The sequence below is a fragment of the Curtobacterium sp. YC1 genome (genome assembly GCF_016267665.1).
Taxonomy (GTDB): domain Bacteria; phylum Actinomycetota; class Actinomycetes; order Actinomycetales; family Microbacteriaceae; genus Curtobacterium.
On the sequence record NZ_CP066341.1, the window covers coordinates 3,004,459 to 3,021,763 of the forward strand.

General features: G+C 71.3%; 13 protein-coding genes. 9 read left to right on the forward strand and 4 right to left on the reverse strand.

The window, feature by feature from the left end; translation table 11 throughout:
• Positions 1 to 26 precede the first annotated feature (26 nt).
• Complete coding sequence (locus tag I8920_RS14185) at positions 27 to 4,442, reverse strand: FtsK/SpoIIIE domain-containing protein (protein WP_198656932.1); 4,416 nt, start codon at positions 4,440 to 4,442, stop codon at positions 27 to 29.
• 104 nt (positions 4,443 to 4,546) lie between these two features.
• Between I8920_RS14185 and I8920_RS14190 the strand changes: the two genes are divergently transcribed.
• The 9 genes from I8920_RS14190 (at position 4,547) to I8920_RS14230 (ending at position 11,817) form a co-directional block, all read left to right on the forward strand.
• Positions 4,547 to 4,843, forward strand: a complete 297-nt coding sequence (locus I8920_RS14190) for a WXG100 family type VII secretion target (RefSeq protein ID WP_071404660.1) — start codon at positions 4,547 to 4,549, stop codon at positions 4,841 to 4,843.
• Between the two features lie 105 nt (positions 4,844 to 4,948).
• Positions 4,949 to 5,278: a hypothetical protein gene (locus I8920_RS14195; protein ID WP_198656933.1), complete on the forward strand. Its 330-nt coding sequence runs from the start codon at positions 4,949 to 4,951 to the stop codon at positions 5,276 to 5,278.
• 2 nt (positions 5,279 to 5,280) lie between these two features.
• Positions 5,281 to 7,167, forward strand: a complete 1,887-nt coding sequence (locus I8920_RS14200) for a WXG100 family type VII secretion target (RefSeq protein WP_332873165.1) — start codon at positions 5,281 to 5,283, stop codon at positions 7,165 to 7,167.
• Positions 7,164 to 8,027: a hypothetical protein gene (locus I8920_RS14205; protein ID WP_198656935.1), complete on the forward strand. Its 864-nt coding sequence runs from the start codon at positions 7,164 to 7,166 to the stop codon at positions 8,025 to 8,027. The genes I8920_RS14200 and I8920_RS14205 overlap by 4 nt, the downstream gene beginning before the upstream one ends.
• Positions 8,027 to 8,707 carry a hypothetical protein gene (locus I8920_RS14210; RefSeq protein WP_198656936.1) on the forward strand — a complete coding sequence of 227 codons (681 nt, stop codon included), beginning with the start codon at positions 8,027 to 8,029 and terminating at the stop codon, positions 8,705 to 8,707. Before I8920_RS14205 ends, I8920_RS14210 begins: the two co-directional genes overlap by 1 nt.
• Positions 8,708 to 8,867: 160 nt before the next feature.
• Positions 8,868 to 9,530, forward strand: coding sequence for a hypothetical protein (locus I8920_RS14215; protein ID WP_198656937.1), 663 nt, complete (start codon positions 8,868 to 8,870; stop codon positions 9,528 to 9,530).
• A gap of 424 nt (positions 9,531 to 9,954) precedes the next feature.
• The gene (locus tag I8920_RS14220; protein ID WP_198656938.1) at positions 9,955 to 10,698 is read left to right on the forward strand and encodes a hypothetical protein; all 744 of its coding nucleotides are present in this window, start codon (positions 9,955 to 9,957) and stop codon (positions 10,696 to 10,698) included.
• Positions 10,691 to 11,110 (forward strand): hypothetical protein, encoded by a 420-nt coding sequence (locus I8920_RS14225; RefSeq protein ID WP_198656939.1) that lies wholly within the window; start codon positions 10,691 to 10,693, stop codon positions 11,108 to 11,110. The genes I8920_RS14220 and I8920_RS14225 overlap by 8 nt, the downstream gene beginning before the upstream one ends.
• Positions 11,111 to 11,178: 68 nt before the next feature.
• On the forward strand, positions 11,179 to 11,817 hold the full coding sequence (locus tag I8920_RS14230) for a pyridoxine/pyridoxamine 5'-phosphate oxidase (protein WP_198656940.1): 639 nt from the start codon (positions 11,179 to 11,181) through the stop codon (positions 11,815 to 11,817).
• A gap of 194 nt (positions 11,818 to 12,011) precedes the next feature.
• On the opposite strand, the gene I8920_RS14235 is transcribed toward I8920_RS14230, so the two are convergent.
• The 3 genes from I8920_RS14235 to I8920_RS14245 are packed head-to-tail and all read right to left on the reverse strand — an operon-like array spanning position 12,012 to position 17,241.
• Positions 12,012 to 14,405: a GNAT family N-acetyltransferase gene (locus tag I8920_RS14235; protein ID WP_198656941.1), complete on the reverse strand. Its 2,394-nt coding sequence runs from the start codon at positions 14,403 to 14,405 to the stop codon at positions 12,012 to 12,014.
• Complete coding sequence (locus tag I8920_RS14240; protein ID WP_198656942.1) at positions 14,402 to 15,823, reverse strand: lysine N(6)-hydroxylase/L-ornithine N(5)-oxygenase family protein; 1,422 nt, start codon at positions 15,821 to 15,823, stop codon at positions 14,402 to 14,404. The genes I8920_RS14235 and I8920_RS14240 overlap by 4 nt, the downstream gene beginning before the upstream one ends.
• Positions 15,820 to 17,241: a pyridoxal phosphate-dependent decarboxylase family protein gene (locus tag I8920_RS14245; protein WP_198656943.1), complete on the reverse strand. Its 1,422-nt coding sequence runs from the start codon at positions 17,239 to 17,241 to the stop codon at positions 15,820 to 15,822. The genes I8920_RS14240 and I8920_RS14245 overlap by 4 nt, the downstream gene beginning before the upstream one ends.
• Between the last annotated feature and the right edge of the window lie 64 nt (positions 17,242 to 17,305).

Here is a 17,305-nt window from a genome sequence, read left to right on the forward strand (position 1 = left end):
CGCCGAGCTGACCGTGCGCCGACGGCCTAGTCGCCGGCGGGCACCTGGACGAGCCGCAGCACCTGGTCGGCGTCGTGCAGCAGCGCCCTCCCCGCGACGCGGTCCTGCGTCACCAGGCTCTTCGAGAGCTTCGTGCCGATCAGGTCGCCGTCCACGGTGCTCAGCGGCGCGAGGAGCATGCCCCGACGGGCCTTCTTCGCATCGACCTGCCAGCCGCGGAACCCGCTCGCCACGCCCTCGACGTCACCCGCGATGACGAGCCCGACGGAACGGCCTCGGTCGGAGCCCATGATCGCTCGGAACACCGGCTCGGCCGGCGACTCCTTGAGCGTCTCGGCGTCGTCGACGAGCACGAGGGTGAAGCCGTCCGACCCGGTGTCGATCGCCGCAGAGAGCCCCTCGGCACCGATCGCACCGTCGGTCACCACGGTGGCCCGGGGCGCGCCCTCGATCGCGCGGAGCGGGGACTCGCGCGGCGTCACCGCGACCACCGATCCGCCGGCCGACAGCACGTGGCGGGCCATCGCGACGAGCGCCGTGCTCTTCCCCGACCGCGCACTGCCGCCGACGATGAACACCGGGGTGTCCTGCACGAAGTCGTGCGTGAAGAGGCGCAGTTCGTCACCGCCCACGCCGAGCGCGACCCGGCCGACCGACGCCTCGGCCGACGGCAGGTACCGCACGGCGTCCGCGAAGGTGATCGAGCGCGGGAGCACGTCGATGCGGAACGGCTTCGGGGCGTCGGCCGGCAGGTGCGCGCGGACCTCGTCCCCGATGCCACGGAGCGCCGCAGCCTGGTCGCGGCCGCCGAGCCCGCCGGGCAGCACGGCGACCTGGGTCTCCGTCGCCGTGGCGTTGCGGAACCCACGCCCCGGCGGGATCGACTCCGGCAGCTTCTTGCCGTTGATGCCCTCGTAGTTGTAGTCGCCGCGGTCGGCCAGGGCGAGCAGCAGCTTCCGCTCCACCTGGCTCGACATCCGGCCGGACGTCAGGGTGCGGTCGCCGGAGACGACCAGGTGCACGCCGACGCCGACGCCCTCGCGCAGCAGGGTCTGGACGGCGTCGTGCAGCGCACCGTTCTCGGCGTCGGCCAGGGTCGCCATGAAGCTCTCCCACTGGTCCAGGAACACGACCACGTGCGGCATCGGCACCGTGCCCGCGTCGGTCCGCTGTTCGGCGATCGACGAGTAGCCGCCGGCGGCGAAGGCGGCCTGTCGCTCCTGCACCGTGCGGAGCAGGATGCCGAGCAGCCGCGAGACCCGGTCGGGTTCGTGCCGCTGCACCACGGCACCGCAGTGCGGCAGCGCACCGAGTGCCAGCAGCGCACCGTTGCCGCAGTCGATCCCGTACATGTGCACGTCCCCGATGCCGAGGCGCAGGGCCATCGCGCCCGCCAGGGTGCGGAGCGTCTGACTGCGACCCGAGCGTGGCGAGCCGATCACGAAGAGGTGACCGTCCACGTCGAGGTCGAACACCGCCGGGCGCTGCCGCTGGTCACCCGGGTGGTCCTCGACGCCCCAGGCGACCGCCAGGGGGGCCAGGTCAGCGGCGCCGGTCGCCTCGACGTCGTCGAGCCCGACGACCTCGCCGAGCGGCGGCAGCCAGGGCTTCCGCTGCTCGGGGGTGCCGAGGGCGCGGGTGGCGTCGTCGATCGACGCGACGAGGACGCTCAGGTCGGTGACCTCCACGTCACTGGCGGCGACCTCGACGGCGGCCGGACGGGGAGCCGGATCGCTGTACGAGGCGAACGTGAGCTCGCGGACCAGGGCGGGCCGGGCCTCCTGGTCGTCCGTGCCGGGCCGGCGGCCACCCACACGACCGGACTGGAACGGCAGCAGCGAGGCGGCGCCGAGCCGCACGTACGCACGGCCCGGCGTGGACTTGGCGATCCGCGCGGCGTCGTTCGCACCGATGACGTCCTGGCTCTCCGACTGGTCGGTGACGCGCAGCGCGATCCGCAGGTTCGTGTTCGCGCGGATCTCGGGCGACACCACACCACCCGGGCGCTGGGTGGCGAGGATCAGGTGGATGCCGAGGGAGCGGCCGCGCTGGGCGATGTTCACCAGGCCCTTGACGAAGTCGGGCAGCTCGCGGGCGAGCGAGGCGAACTCGTCGATCACGATGAGCAACCGCGGCAGGCTCGGGATCGTCTCCCCGCTCGCCGCGCGCTTGGCCTGCAGGTCCTGGTAGTCCTCCAGGTCCTTCGCCCCGACCTCGGCGAGGGCGTGCTCGCGGGTGCGGAGCTCGGCACCGAGCGACTCGAGCGCACGCTCCACCTGGTGCGTGTCGAGGTCGGTGACCATGCCGACCGTGTGCGGCAGGTCGACGCAGTCCTTGAAGGCCGCGCCGCCCTTGTAGTCGACGAGGACGAAGTTCATCTCGTCCGGCCGGTTCGCCACGGCGAGGGACGCGACGATCGTCTGCAGCAGCTCGGACTTGCCCGAACCGGTGGTGCCGGCGACCAGGCCGTGCGGCCCGTCGTTGCGCAGGTCGATCGCGAACGGCCCGTCGATCGAGGCACCGACCACGGCCGTGGTGCTCCGTCCGCCGAGGAGCCACCGGGCCTGGACGGCCTCGGAGGTCGGCGGTTCCAGCTGCAGCACGTCGAGCAGGCGTGCCGACGACGGGATCGCACCGTCCTGCACGTCGGGACTCGCGTCGACGATCGGCGACAGCGACCGTGCGACCCACTCGAGCCAGTCCTGGTCGACCAGGTCGGGGCGCGCGTCGTCGATGCGCTCGCTGCGCTGCTGGGTGACCCGCAGGCGGTCGTCCCGGACGACCACCACGGCGTCGCACTCCTCGGGCAGGAGCCGTTCGTCCAGGTCGAGGCAGATGCTGAACACCCCGACCGACGGCCCCTCCTTGAGCACCTGCACCAGCGAGGGCATCGCGCGGAGTCGGCGGGCGCCGTCCATCACGACGACGATCTCGTCGGCCGGCGGGGTCTTCTTGCCGATCCCCGCCTCCTTCCGAGCGTCGATGACCGCGGCCAGTTCGGCGATCGCCCGCGCGGTCGAGGCGGCGCTCGAGGCGATGCTCGTCATCGGCTGGTCGGCACCGTCGCGCCGGACGTGCGGCAGCCACGACATCCACTCCCACAGCGACGTGCGCGTGGTGTCGGTGAGCAGCGTGAAGGTGACGTCCTTCGGACTCTGCAGCGTCGCGAGCTGCGCGACCACCCAGTTCGCCAGGCGACGAGCGTCGTCGTCCGGACCGGCGATGCCGATCACCCCGCGCTCGGCCAGGCGGATGCGGACCGGCACGTCGGTCGCGTCCCACGCGACCGTGCGCTTGTGGGAGAGCTGCTCCGGGTCCTCGATGGTCACCTCGGACCGTTGCGTGGCGGTGCCGACGCGGACGAGCAGGTGGTCGGGGTCGGTTCGGCGCCGCTCCCACAGCCGGGGCAGGGGCGTGACCGCGGTCTCGTAGACGGCGGCCGGGTCCGGCGCACTCGCGATCCAGCGCGCGCGTTCGGACTGGAGGCTCTCGGTCGCGTCCGCCTCGATGCGCGCCTTGGTGTCCTCGTACTCCGCGACCCGCTGGCGGTACGTCTTCTTGCCCTGTCGTCGCCCCTGGAGGCCCGTGATGATCATCAGGATCGGCGACAGCAGGGCGATGAGCAGGTAGATCCACCGCCCGGTGGTCGACACGAACATCACGGCCATGCCCATCGGCGCGAGCGCCATCAGGATGGGCAGGGCGCGCGCCGGCGGCTCGGTCGGCGGGGCGGGGAGCTGGTAGCGGGTGTGCTCGTCCGGCGGCAGGATCCGCGGCGGCCGGTTGTACTCGAGCGACATGCCGTCGTCGGCCAGGGACAGGTGCGCGCCACGGTCGGGTGCGTGACCGAAGCCGAGCAGGACGCCGCCGACGGCGAGTTGCGCGGTCTCCGGCCAGTCGGTCTCCTCGGTGACCGGCTCCCCGTCGAGGACGGCCCCCGCGTAGCCGTTCGCCGGGCGCACCTTGGCGCCGTCCGCCGTGACCGTGACCAGCAGGGCGACGTCGGGCACGGTCTCGGTGCCGGCTGCCTCGGCTTCGAGCTCGTCGGTGGTGCTGACCGGCACGCGGACGTGGGCTCCGGGTGCGGTGCCGATCGTCACCGTCCCGGTGCTCACCCGCACGATCGTCCCCGCGTGGAGACCCGAGACGATCCGGATCTCGGCATCGGCCAACGGGCGGAGCGGTTGCGGCGGCACCTGCTCGGCACTCCGGCTCACCACCACGCCGTCGCGGACGCCGGACGCGGCGATCGGGAGCGACAGGTCGAGCGGCTGCGCCCCGACGAAGTAGACCGGTGTCCGCCCCGAGGCGACGACGTCCGTCGCGATGAGCCGCTCGGCCTCGGCGACGACCTCGCGCACCGGCCTGCCTTCGTCGCCGTCCACGTAGACGTTCGCCGTCTGACCGCTCTCGCGGTCGACCATCGTGAACGTGAAGGTCATGGCGTTCCCCCGTAGCGTTGACTCCGTGCAGGACGATGGTAGTGTCCCGTGCAACACGCCCCGTAGGGGGGACAGACGAAACTCCGGGGAAAGGGAGTCACACCGTGGCGAACATCAACGTCTCGTACGCAGACCTCGAGGCAGCAGCCTCCGACCTCAAGGCGGGTCAGGCGGACATCGAAGACCGTCTGTCGGCGCTGCAGCGCAAGATCCAGCAGCTCATCTCGGACGGCTACGTCACCGACAAGTCGTCGGTCGCGTTCGGCGAGTCCTACGACGAGTTCAACCGTGGCGTGACCCAGACGGTCCAGGGGCTCGAGGGCCTCTCCACGTTCCTCTCCAAGGCCTCGCAGACCCTGTCCGAGACGGACGAGTCGCTGGCCTCCGGCCTCAAGGGCTGACACCGACGTCGACCCCGTGCCCCGCGATCGCGTGGGGCACGGGGTCGTCGCGGTCCTGTGGCGCCGTCCTGACGGCGTCGGTTCGTATCGGGGAGGGATTGTTCCGTGGCAGGCAAGCTGCTGGTTGACCTGATGGGGCTCGGGGAGCTCCAGAACGACCTGACGACCGTGCACAGCACGCTCGAGCAGGCACACAAGCGTGTCGACGCGTCCGACGACGCCATCGGCTCGAGCACCGTGCAGGACGCCCTGCACGACTTCGACCACCGCTGGGGCGACAAGCGGGACAAGATCAGCGAGTCGACGAAGGCGTTGGCGGACATGTTGAGCTCGTCCATCGAGACCTACACCGAGACCGACGAGCAGCTGGCCCACGCCCTGCAGGTCAACGACGAGAACGGCGGCGGCGGACCCGCTGCCTCGAGGGCGCAGTAGTCATGGGGCGGCCGTCGGGGTGGGATGTCGTCGATCAGGGTGATGATCCGGTCAAGGGTGATCCGTCGACGTTGCGGATGATGGCGCGGGAGTACCAGCGCATCTCCGACGCCGCTGATGATGCCTCGACGCGGCTGCAGTCGGTGCAGGGGTCGGGGTGGCTGACCGACTGGGAGGGTGAAGCGGCCGACGTGTTCGTCGACGCGATCGAGGACACCCCGTCGGACCTGACCAAGCTCGTCGACTCGTACGAGCTCGCGGCGACGGCGTTGTCGGGGTGGGCGGACACGGTCGATGACACCCAGTACCGGGCGGATGGTGCGTTGGCGGACGCGAAGGACGCCACCGGGGACCTCGCCGCGGCGCAGGACCGGTTGGCGGATGCGCAGTCGACCCTGTCGCACTACCAGTCGGCGTCGAAGGACCTGGCGAAGGTCGCTGACGAGTACCCGGCGGGTTCCGACGTGCCGGACGGGGTGGAGGTGCCGTCGCCGGCGCAGTTGCGTGCGGCGTCCGACAACGCTTCCGTCGCACAGGGGTCGGTCAGCTCGGCGCAGGGGGACATCGCGGCGGCGCAGTCGCGGATCGACGCGGCGAAGCGGCTCGTCGCGGATGCGAAGGGCGACTGGGAGGACGCAGAACGGCGGACCGCCACGAAGATCGGTGAAGCAGCCGATGCGGGGTTGGGGAAGCAGTCCACGTGGGACAAGATCTTCGGCTCCGAGGCGTGGGAGACCATCGTCTCCATCGCGAAGGTCGTCGTGGCCGTGGGCGGCATCATCGTCATGATCATCGGCGGGCCGCTCGCATGGATCGTGCTCGGTGCGGCGTTGCTCGTGCTCGCCGACACCTTGTACAAGATGTCGAAGGGCACGGCCGACGGGTGGGACCTCGCGTTCGCGTTGCTCGATTGCATCCCCGGGATGAAGGGCATCACCACCGCGGCGAAGATCGGTGAGGAGTTCGCGAAGGGCGCCTCACTCGCCGCCAAGTTCAGCGCCGCCGGTCGACACGTCGCATCGGAGAGCCGACAACTGTTCGCGCCGGGCCTGCACCTGGTCAACAACCTGCGCCACGGTGCCGCTCTGCGTTCGGTCGAGTCGCTCCGCGCTCTCGCCGTCCACGGTGGATCGGCGGCGGTCGGTTCCCTCCGGCGCCCTGGGGACGGCTTCATTGCCTCGATCCGCTCGATGCCGGAGATCGCGAACAAAGCCACGCAGGCGTACTGGGACAACGGCGGCTCGTCGCTCGCAGAACTCGCCCGGCACTGGCAGGGCGGCAAGGGCGGCTTCCGGAGCGGCTACCTGGGTGTCGACCGCTGGGCGAACGGCGACGCCGACTCGCTCGTGGGGCAGACCCTCCAGATCAGCGGTCCTGGCCACGGCAACTTCTACGTCCCCGACGGCACCATGCACGCCGGCGGCAGCGCCTCCGACTACAGCGAGTCGGTACAAGTGGGCGTGCAGTCCCACGCCGGTCACGACGGCGTCCCCGCAGGGGCGCAGACGCACCCCGACTACCGCAACACCGGCGACAGCTACCTGGTGAACCAACCGCTGCCGCATGCCGAGGGCATCGCGCAGGCGAACACCCAGTTCGGCGGTGGCGGGCAGCACCAGCTCTTCACGGACAAGTCGACGAACGCCCTCGTGAACGCCGGCGTACTCAGCCCTGTCGACCAAGCAGGGAACGTCGTCCCCGACGGGATGAACCAGGTGCTGATGGACCCAGCGACGCGGAGCCCGCAGCCGGGGGTGCTCACGACACACCAGTACGCGAACGCGCTGCAGGACCTGGGCTCCCGCGGGCCAGTGGTCGCGGCGGGCATCGTGACGGCACCGTGGGACATCAGCGAGGCGACGCAGTCCGTCCAGGACCGACTGCGGTGACCCGGAGCGGCGTCACCCGGGCGGGCCACGAGCTCCTGGACCGATCACCGTCCTGGAATGCCCTGCCCGAGCGCGCCGCGGACGGCCGGTGGACCATCACCGAGACCGTCGACCCGCTGTGGCCGGAGTACGGCGCGAGCCTGCGATTGCTCAATGCCCTGTCGACCGACGGGCACGAGGTCGAGGACCTCGACGGCACGCTGTTCGAGCGCGGGCGTCAGGTCGTCGTCCCACGCGCGGCACTCGTCCACACGACGTCCGCACCCGCGGTCCTCGAGTCGGTGGCCCTGGCGGACTCGTTCCACGTCGCATCGTTCGCGGTCGACGGCCGGACCGACGTCAACATCGAGGACGGCTGGCGGAACGAGTACGAAGCGCGCCGCTTCCGCACGACGTTGAGCCCGGACCGAGCAGCGATCGACCGCCACGAACCCGGCGTGGTCCCCACGACGGTCTCACGCATCGAGAAAACCGTGGAACCCCTGGCGATCGACGCGCGCGGAACGTACACCGTGCCGTCCACCGGCCCGTACGAACAGGGATGGGGCAGGCTCGCGCCGGTCGTCCGCACGATCACCGAACTGGGGCTCGAGGTCCGTCCCGATCTCGGTGCGTACAAGACGCTGTCCGGTGTCGTCCGCCCGACGTGGGGTACCGAGATCCGTGGATCAGACGACTGGACAGAGCTGCTCGCGCGATTCGTGTTCCCGCAGGGGGTCCACGCGGAGGTACTCTGCGATGGGTACGCGATCATCCGCGACATTCCCCACCCCGGCGACCCGCTGCACCCGACGTTCGCGCTCGTGTTCACACCCCCGTCCACGGCACGACCGAGCTTGTTCGCGAGGATCTTCTCCTGATGAGCACCACCACGAATCTCACCTCCGCACAGCGGCGCGCCCTGATGGTGCGCTCACGATTCGCGTTCGCGGCAGCCGAGGTCGTCGCACTCCGGCATGACGAGCAGGGAATCCCGCTCGGAGTCGTCAGTCCTGAAGGCACCCCGCTCGCGCTTGCCTTCACCGATCCTGCAGCCGCCGTCGCTCGCATCCCGGCCGGGGTCGCAGCGACGCCGCTGTCACTGCCGATGTCGCGCCTGGTCGCCGGTCTCCCAGCTGATTGGGGTCTCGTGCTCGACATCGACCAGCCGTACCCGCAGGTCGTGCAGCCCGACGAGAAGCAGACGGTCATCGCCGCGGGCGGCCCCTTCCCCGCCGGCGCCGCGGTCACGCTCCGCCCGGCACCGTCCGCGTCCAAAGAGTTCTCCGAGGCGCTCGCCGAGCGAGCCCAGCCCACGCCGGGCGTGGTCCGGGTGTGGCTGTTCCGCCACGGTGTCGACATCGTGCCCGAGGACTTGATGGTCGTCGTGTCGACGGCTGACCGTGACTCTGCGATCGCCTTCGCCGAGATCGTGTTCGAACTCGCTCGTGCACACGACGTTCCGGTACCGGTCATCACTGCCTGGATAGACGAGCTTCCTGTCGAACACGCCACCTGGGTTCGACAGCAGCCGCCACTCGCGCACGTCGCACCGCGCTGATGCCAGGTCGATGAGGACGGGGGTCACGAGGGCGGGCAGATCCCTGCTGCCGACATCGAGGTCGTGGCGAGCGAGGCCGGAGCCACAACCCGATGGTCGTCTCCGCACGATGACGTCCCCGGACCCGCTCTGGCCGGAGTACGGTCGTCTGCTCACCTTCATGAACTGGCTCGAGGACCGCTCTTTCACGATCGCCGAGCATCGAGGACCATTCCGGCAACGCGGCAATGAACTCCTCGTTGACAGGCGATTCACCGCCGTCGGACGGCCGTGTTCGATCGCCGACCTCGAGAAGGAGTGGTCCTTCGGCGAAGGGATTGAACTCGTCGAACGCCCTGGCGGCCCTGGGACGCCGATCGCTCGAATTCGAGACGGAGTACGAGCGGGTGACCACCGGTACTCGGTCGATCTGCGGATGGCGGTCAACGGAGACACGCTCGTGAACGACGACCGAGACACAGCCTTTCGTGCACTGATCCGTCTCGGTCCCGCGCTCGCCGCCACCCCCACATGGAACGGTCGCGACGTCCCCGCTGAGCACCCCGCCGAGGCCGGATGGGGACGTCTGCCGTACATCGTCCAATCAATCCAACAGGAAGGCGGTCGGCTCTCGACTCGACCTTCGAACCAGCGCCTTTCGAAGGCTGTGGAACACTCCGCGACCGTCCTCTGGCGGGGCCACTCCACTCTGGACGACCTTCGACTTCCCGACGGCATGGCGGCGGAACGCCTCGATGACGGAACGACACTGGTCCGGGACTTCCCCGGCGGGTTCGCGAGTGAGCGGGCGCGTTTTGCACTCGCCGTCCTGTCCGATGGTTGACGTCCTCACGTGGCGCTCTCCCGTGACGAGCATGCTCCTGGAGTGGTGAACGTGCGCCTCACTGCTGTCCCCGTACCCGATGAGTTGCACCTCGCGATCGACGACCATGGCCGACCCGCCACGTTGCCGTACGACCGTGGCGTCGTCGTCGAGTTCGCGTACTCCGTCACCGGGAATCGCCCGACCACTCGTGGCACGGGTTCACGGTGGGTGAGCCACCTCCACGTCGGGTACGGGCGGTGCTCCGCGGGAAGCCAAGCCTGCAGCTGCTCAGCGATCGCGCCGTGTTGCCCGAGGAAGACCGGTACCATCGCCCACCCAGTCCGGCCGCCCATCGCTCGGACTCAGCGGGCACCCTCCTCGCCATCGGACCGGGCGTGACCGCGCCCACAGCGCTCCCGTTCAACCGAGTGGTGATCGATCGATGACGATGCCGAGCGCGGATCCGACGGCGATCGAGCCGGGGTGTTCGGTCTGCACCGCTGCAGTGGCACGCCACGGCAGGGCCGAGATATCGATCGGCGTCAGCCGCCGGCAACAGACCTCGTACTTCCGGTGCGTCGCCTGCGACACGTACTGGGGACTGGACGAGCGCTCGCTCCGCGTCGTCGGGGAAGACGACGTCCCGGTCGACCTGACGAGCGACTGGCGCGACGGCGACGGCAACCTCCGAGCGGCACCGCTTCCGCCGTACCGCCTGTTCGCGCGGCACGCCGATCTCCCGACGGAGATCACCACGACGGCCTTCGGTGACCAGGAGTACCCGCCTGCCGTCATCGACATCCCGTTCGCCCACGAGCTCCTCAACTCGGTCCCGGATGGCCCCCTCGCCGCGCGGCTTGCCGTCTGCCGACAGCTCGCGCGGTTGGCGGAAGCCGTCTCGCCGTCTCCGTGCCCGGCGGAACGGGCGTGGACCTTCCGCCGCGTCGAGTACACCGACTCGCTCGGGCACCGTCACGTGGGCTACGGCTTGGAGCTCGATCGGGTCGCGACGTTCGACGAGATCGCGTCGCGCGTCAGGTTCCCCGGGTTCGGACCGAGCGTCTTCTCGGCGACTCCGCGGAACGCCACGATGCACGAGTCAGGAACCGTGATGACCATCGGTCCGGGAGGCGCAATCGCGCACCCGGGCATCCCGTTCTTCAATGCTCTGCGGCTCGGTGAGTGACATGACGACCTACGAACGAACCGCTCACCGCAACGGCACGAGCGCTCCGGCGAGCGTGACCGTCGAGATGGACCTGACGAACTCCGACCATCAGGTGCGGTACACCGTGACCGTGTTGCTGTCGGGCGTCGAGCACTCGGCCACGGCCGATGACGCCTTCGAGGCGCTGAGCCTGGTGCGGGAATCGCTCGACGTCGACAGCTGGCTCCTGGGCGTGCAGGGGGCGCGCGTGGACGTGTGGCCGAGCGCGATGGCACGACAGCAGGGTGGTGGCCTGCGTGCCTACCGACTCAGCCGCGGTCGTCGCCCCCGGCTCAAGGACCTCGTCGATGTGTTCGCCCCGGCCGACGAACACCTCGGCACCGTGCAGGCGCAACGCGCGTTCGTCGCAGCGAAGTTCCCTGACGCCTGACCGGGCACCGGCGGCGACCGTCCCCGACTCCCTGAACGCCGAACCCCCGCGCACGGTTGGCTGGGTCCATGTCCTCTGCCCCGCTCTCCGGTGACGACTCCCTGCACCTGCCCGAGTTCGACAACCCGCCAACATCTCCGCTCGACCTCGCCCGCGAGTGGTTGTCCGCGGCGGAGGACCGAGAGGTCTCCGAGCCGTTGTCGATGACCCTCGCCACGGCCGGGGCGGACGGTCGTGTGTCGGCGCGCACCGTCGACGTGAAGCGCATCGAGGCGGACGGACTGGTCTTCGGCACATCGGAGGACAGCCCGAAGGGCCGCCAACTCGCCGAGAACCCGCACGCGGCTCTGCAGGCGTACTGGCGCGAGACGATGCAGCAGCTCCGGTTCGAGGGGCGCGTCGTGCGGCTGTCGGACGACGAGTCCGATGCCCTGTTCGCGGACCGCTCCCCGAAGTCACGCGCCGCGACGGCCATCGCCGATCAGTCGGCCGTGCTCGAACCGCGCACCCTGCAGGACCTGATCGACGACGCGAACGACCTGCTCGCCGACTCGGGCGACGATGTCCCCCGGCCGGCGGGCTGGGTCGCCTGGCGTCTCGAGCCGGACATCGTGGAGTTCTGGCACGGCAGCCGCGACCGGATGCACCGACGACTGCAGTACGCACTTGCCGAAGGCGCCTGGACGGCCACCCGCCTCCAGCCCTGAGACGCCCCGCCACACCCCGCACAACCGAAGTGCGTCCGCGCCACGGCAAGGCGCGGCGTGAACGCACTTCGGTTGTGCGAACGGCAACGGAACCGGCGACCGCCAGCCGCCGCCGGCAACGGAACCGCCGACCAGCGGCACCAGCCGCCAGCCGCCCGCCGCCGCCAGCCAGCACCACCGACCGACAGACCCCCCTACCGCCCGATCGGGTTCCCCATCGCCCCCGCCCGGATGAGCGACGCCGACTGGTCCGCCAGGTCCACCATCGACAGGGTGTTCCGCAGCTGCAACCGGTTCAGGCACGAGTGCTCGAACGTCCGTACCCGCAGGTCCAGCGGCCGACGACGGTCCGGGTGTGCAGCGGCGTGGGCGTCGATGCACTCCCCCACGACCTGCCAGAACCGAGCCTCCGGCAGCACCCCGTCGTCGTCCAGGATCGCGGCGACGAACCGCAGCACCCCGTCGAACACGTCGGTGAACACGGCGAGCGCCGCTTCGTCGTCGGAGACCGGGTGCACGATCCGCTCGATGTCGGCGGGGACCGGGTGGTCGGCGTCGCGCCCGAGCACCACGACCTCCTCGCCGATGTCCTTCATCACGGCACGGACCACGACGCCGTCCCGCACGACGAGCACCAGGTTCTCGCCGTGGGGCATGAAGGCCAGCTCGTGCACGGTCAGGCAGTGCACGACGGGCAGCAGGTACGCGTCGAGCCAGCGCCGCACCCACTCGTCGGCGGGCAGCCCGGAGGCCGAGATCAGCGCCGAGACCACGGCCGCCCCCGAGGCGTCGCGGTGCAGCAGTGCCGCCATCGTCAGCAGTCGCTCGCCGTCCGTCACCCGCGGCAGCGGGCTCTCCCGCCAGAGTGCCGCGAGCATCTTCCGCTGCGGCGAGGACACGTCCACCCGGTGGTACGCGTCGCCGGTGTACCCGATCGATGCGTGCTCCCGCAGGACCGAGAAGCCGGCGGCGGTGAGCGTGGGATCGGCGGCGACGATCCCGGCGACCCAGTCGTTCACCGCCGGGGTGTTCCGCATGTACGCGGGCGACATCCCCCGCAGGAACCCCATGTTCTGCACGGCGAGCGCCGTCTTGATGTACGAGCGTGCCGGGTCGGTGCGGTTGAACGCGGTGCGGATCGACTGCTGCGGCTGGTACTCGTCCGGACCCTCGCCCAGGTCGACCAGGTCCTGCCGGCCCAGGTCGGGCGCGAAGGTCACGGCGATCCGGTGCTGCCACTGCCAGGGGTGCACGGGCAGCCACACGTAGTCGTCGGGGTCGAGCCCGCGACGCTCCAGCGTGGCCCGGAAGTCGGCCACGACGTCCGCCGACAGCTCCGACTCCCAGTGCGCCTGCTCGGTGCGGTCCGCGGCGAGCGCCAGGTGCGTGTGCTCGCGTCGGGCGGCGAGCCACCGGTACCGGAACCGGCCGCCGGACTCCGGCGCGAAGGCCCGGTACTCGTCGAGCCCGAACCCGATCCGTCCGTTGGCGGCGACGAAGGCCGGGTGCCCCTCGGTCATCGCCGCCTCGACGTCCTGGAACGACGCGACGACGTCCTCGACGGACCCGGTCTCCCCGGACGCCTGGGTCGTCCCGGCCCCGGACCGCCCGCGCGCGAGCTGCGCCGCCGACGGCCCGCCCCGCCGGTGCTTCGCCGCCGCGCTCGCCAGGGTCGAGGCGATCTCCTCCAGGTACGTCCCCAGCAGCTCGTCGGGGATTCCGAGCACCTCCCGCAGCTCCAGCACGAGGTCCTGCGCGCTGAGCGGCGCCGGCTCCCCGGCACGGGTCCGCGCCAACGAGGCCTCGTCGATCGACCAGTGCTCGAGCACGTGCTGCCGCGCCCGGAACCGGTAGGTCGACGCCCCCGCGTCGAGCCGCCACCCGTCCCCGTCTGCCTCGGGAGCGGTCAGCCGTTCGTGCGTGAACTCCGCGATCGTCTTCGCGACGAGGTGCCGTTCCGCGGGCTCCAGGTGCTCGGGCCGCAGGTGCGCGGCCGGCCCGTCGTCGTCCGGCACACCGATGCGGTCGGTGTCGAGCACCGACAGGAGCGCCCGCTTCCCGCCGACGTCCACCGGTCGCAGCGCGCGGAACCCGACCGCGGCGTTCTTCGCCTGCACGGCCGTGTTCCGCACGTCAGGTTCGACGACGACCCGACGCGCGCCGAGGGCGTCCCGGCAGTGCTCGACGACGGCGCGCATCACCGCGCTCGTCAGGCCGTGCACGCGGCCCGCGGCAGGCGGCGGCGCGACGAGCAGGTGCATGCCGACGTCGCCCGGCTCCGCCGCCCACACGTTGGTGAGCAGGACGGCGGCGGGGTCGTACGTCTCGGCCAGGAAGCACGGGTCGCCGTCGCGACGACCGAGCCACGCGGCCTGCGCCGGGTCCGCCTGCACGCCGGCCAGGTAGGCGCGGACGCCGTCCACGTCGAGGTCGCCCATCTCCCACCAGGACGACGCCGGGTGCGCGAGCCACGACTGCACGACGGCGGCGTCGCGTTCCGGGTCCACGGGTTCGACGGTCAGGAGGCCCGGCCCGGCTCCCACGGGCACCGTCGCGTCCGGCGCGGTGGTCGTCACGGTCGTGCTCATGCGGACACCTCCGCACGCTCGGTCGCGTGCCGGGCCGGCGCGCGCTCCGCGGCGCCGGGGTGGGTGGCGGACGACGCTGCTGTCGACTGCCCCGAGGCGGGCAGGCCGAATTCCTGGAAGGCGATCCGGGCCTCCAGGCCGTACACGGGGCGACCCGTGACGGACCGGATGATCGACGCGTTCCGCCACGCCCCCATGCCGAGGTCGGGCGCGGTCAGGCCGTGTGTGTGCTCCTCGGCGTTCTGCACCCAGATGCGTCCGCCCAGGGTGTCGACGTGGTGGTCGCGGGCGACGGCCAGGCGACCACGGGAGTCGCGGGCGACGAGGTGCTCGACCGGATCGAGGAACCGCGGCACCCGCGGGGTGTACCCGGTCGCCAGCACCAGCTGCTCGACCTCGTGCTCGTACGTCCGGTCGAGCTGCTCGTGGCGCAGCGTCAGCCGGTACGTGCCGCGGTCGGCGAGCCAGGTGGCGTCGACCACGCTCGTCTCGGTGCGGAGCGTCGTCGGGACCGGCCCCCGCGCACTGATCCGGTAGAGCTGGTCGTACAGGTCGTCGACCAGGTCGGCGCTGATCCCCTTGTACAGGCCACGCTGCTCCCGGCCGAGGCGGTCGCGGACGGCCTCGGGCAGGGCGTGGAAGTGGTCCGTGTACTCCGGGCTCGTCATCTCGAGGGTGAGCTTGGTGTCCTCCATCGGGAAGAACCGCGGCGAGCGCGTGATCCAGTCGAGGCGGTAGCCGTCCCGGCGGATGTCCTCGAGCAGCTCGCGGTAGACCTCGGCGGCGGACTGCCCGCTGCCGACGACGGCGATCGATCCGGCGTCGCGCAGGGCGTCGCGGTTCGGCAGGAACGCAGCGGAGTGGATCGCCGGGCCGCCGATGCCGCGGAGCGGGGCGGGGACGGCGGGCTCGGTACCGATGCCCACGACGACGTGGCGGGCGCGGTACGTCTCGAGACCCTGGTCGGTCTCGGCGTGCACCGTGAACGTGTCGGTGCCGGGATCGTGCTCGACGGCGGTCACCCGGCAGCCCCACCGCAGGGTGTCGAGCCGGTCGGCTGCCCAGCGGCAGTAGGCGTCGTACTCGCTGCGCAGGGGGTGGAAGTCCTCGCGGATGTAGAACGGGTACAGGCGCCCGGTCTCCTTGAGCCAGGCGAGGAACGAGAACGGCGAGGTCGGGTCGGCCATCGTCACCAGGTCGGCCAGGAACGGCACCTGGATCGTGGCGTCGTCGAGCATCATGCCGTGGTGCCAGGCGAAGCCGTCGGCGGCGTCGAGGAACACCGCGTCGAGGTCGTCGAGGGGATCGGCCAGGCAGGCGAGGCCGAGGTTGAACGGGCCGATGCCGATGCCGACGACGTCGTGGACGGTGGCGGCGGTGCGGTCTGCGGTGCGGTCTGCGGTGCGGTCGGTCGTCATCGGATCGCTCCCTCGGGCGTGGTGGTGGTCGCGCGGACACGCTCAGCCGTCGCGACGACGTGCTCCAGCGCGGCGCGCATCTGCTCCGGGGTGGTCTCGGGGTTGAGCAGCGTGAGCTTGTTGCAGGGGCGGCCGTCGATCACCGTCTTGGCGATGAGCACCCGCCCCTCGGCGAGCAGGGCCGCGCGGATCGGGGCGACCAGCGCGTCGGCGTCCTCGTCGGTCATGCCGACGGGCTGCCAGCGGAACAGCACGGTGCTGAGCTGCGTCGGCGCGACGAGCACCAGGTCGGGGTGCTCGTCGACCATCCGGTGGGTGGCCGCCGCGAGGTCGATGACGGCGTCGAACGCGGTGCCGATCGCCTCGGCTCCGGTTGCCCGCAGGGTCGCCCAGAGCTTGAGGGCGTCGAACCGGCGGGTGGTCTGCAGCGACTTGTCGACCTGGTTGGGCTCGTCGGCATCCTCCGGGTTGAGGTAGTCGGCGTACCAGGCGGTGCGACGCAGGTCCTCCGGGTGCCGCACGAGCAGCGCGCTCGACGACACCGGCTGGAAGAACGACTTGTGCAGGTCGGCGGTCAGGCTCCGGGCGCGCTCGATGCCGGCGAGCAGGTGCCGTCGGGTCGGTGAGACGAGCAGACCGCATCCGTAGGCGGCGTCCACGTGCAGCCAGACGTCCTCGAGGTCGCAGACGTCGGCGATCGGCTCGACGGGGTCGATCACCCCGCGGTCGGTGGTGCCGGCGGTCGCGACGACGGCCATCGGCGTCTGCTCGGCCGCGCGGGCGGCGGCGATCGCCTCGGCGAGGGCAGCGGGCACCATCCGGCCGGCTTCGTCGGTGGCGACGGCGACCACGGCCTCGAGCCCGAGCAGCCGGGCGGACTTCGCGATGCTGAAGTGGGTCTCGGCGGTCGTGAAGACGGTGCCGCTCACCCCGAGGGCCTCGCGCGCCAGCAGCAGTGCCTGCAGGTTCGACTGCGAGCCGCCGGAGGTGAAGATGCCGTCGCCCGCGGCGAACCCGATCCGCCGTGCGAGCCAGTCGACCACGGCGCGCTCGATGTCCGTACCGATGCGCGACTGGTCCCACGTGTCGACGGAGGGGTTCACGGCGGCGAGCACGGCCTCGGCGGCGACCGCGGGCAGGGCGACCGGGCAGTTCAGGTGCGCCAGGTAGCCGGGCGCGTGGAACCAGACGGCTTCGCGGACGAACAGCTCGTCGAGCTCGGCGAGCGCGCGGTCCGTCCCGATCGCCGGAGCGTCGAGGTCCACGGCGGCCACACGCCCGCGCAGGACGGATGCCGCCGAGTCGGTCGTGGGCCGGTCGGCGACGGCGATGCGGTCGGCGAGCCGGTCGACCGTGGAACCGACTGCCTGCCGGTAGCGCTGGGCGGTCGTGGGGCTGATCAGGTCGAGCGATTTCATGTTAGGTGAGGCTAACCTCACCTGGCATTCCTGTCACCCGAACGGGGCACCGGGCGTGGCGGAC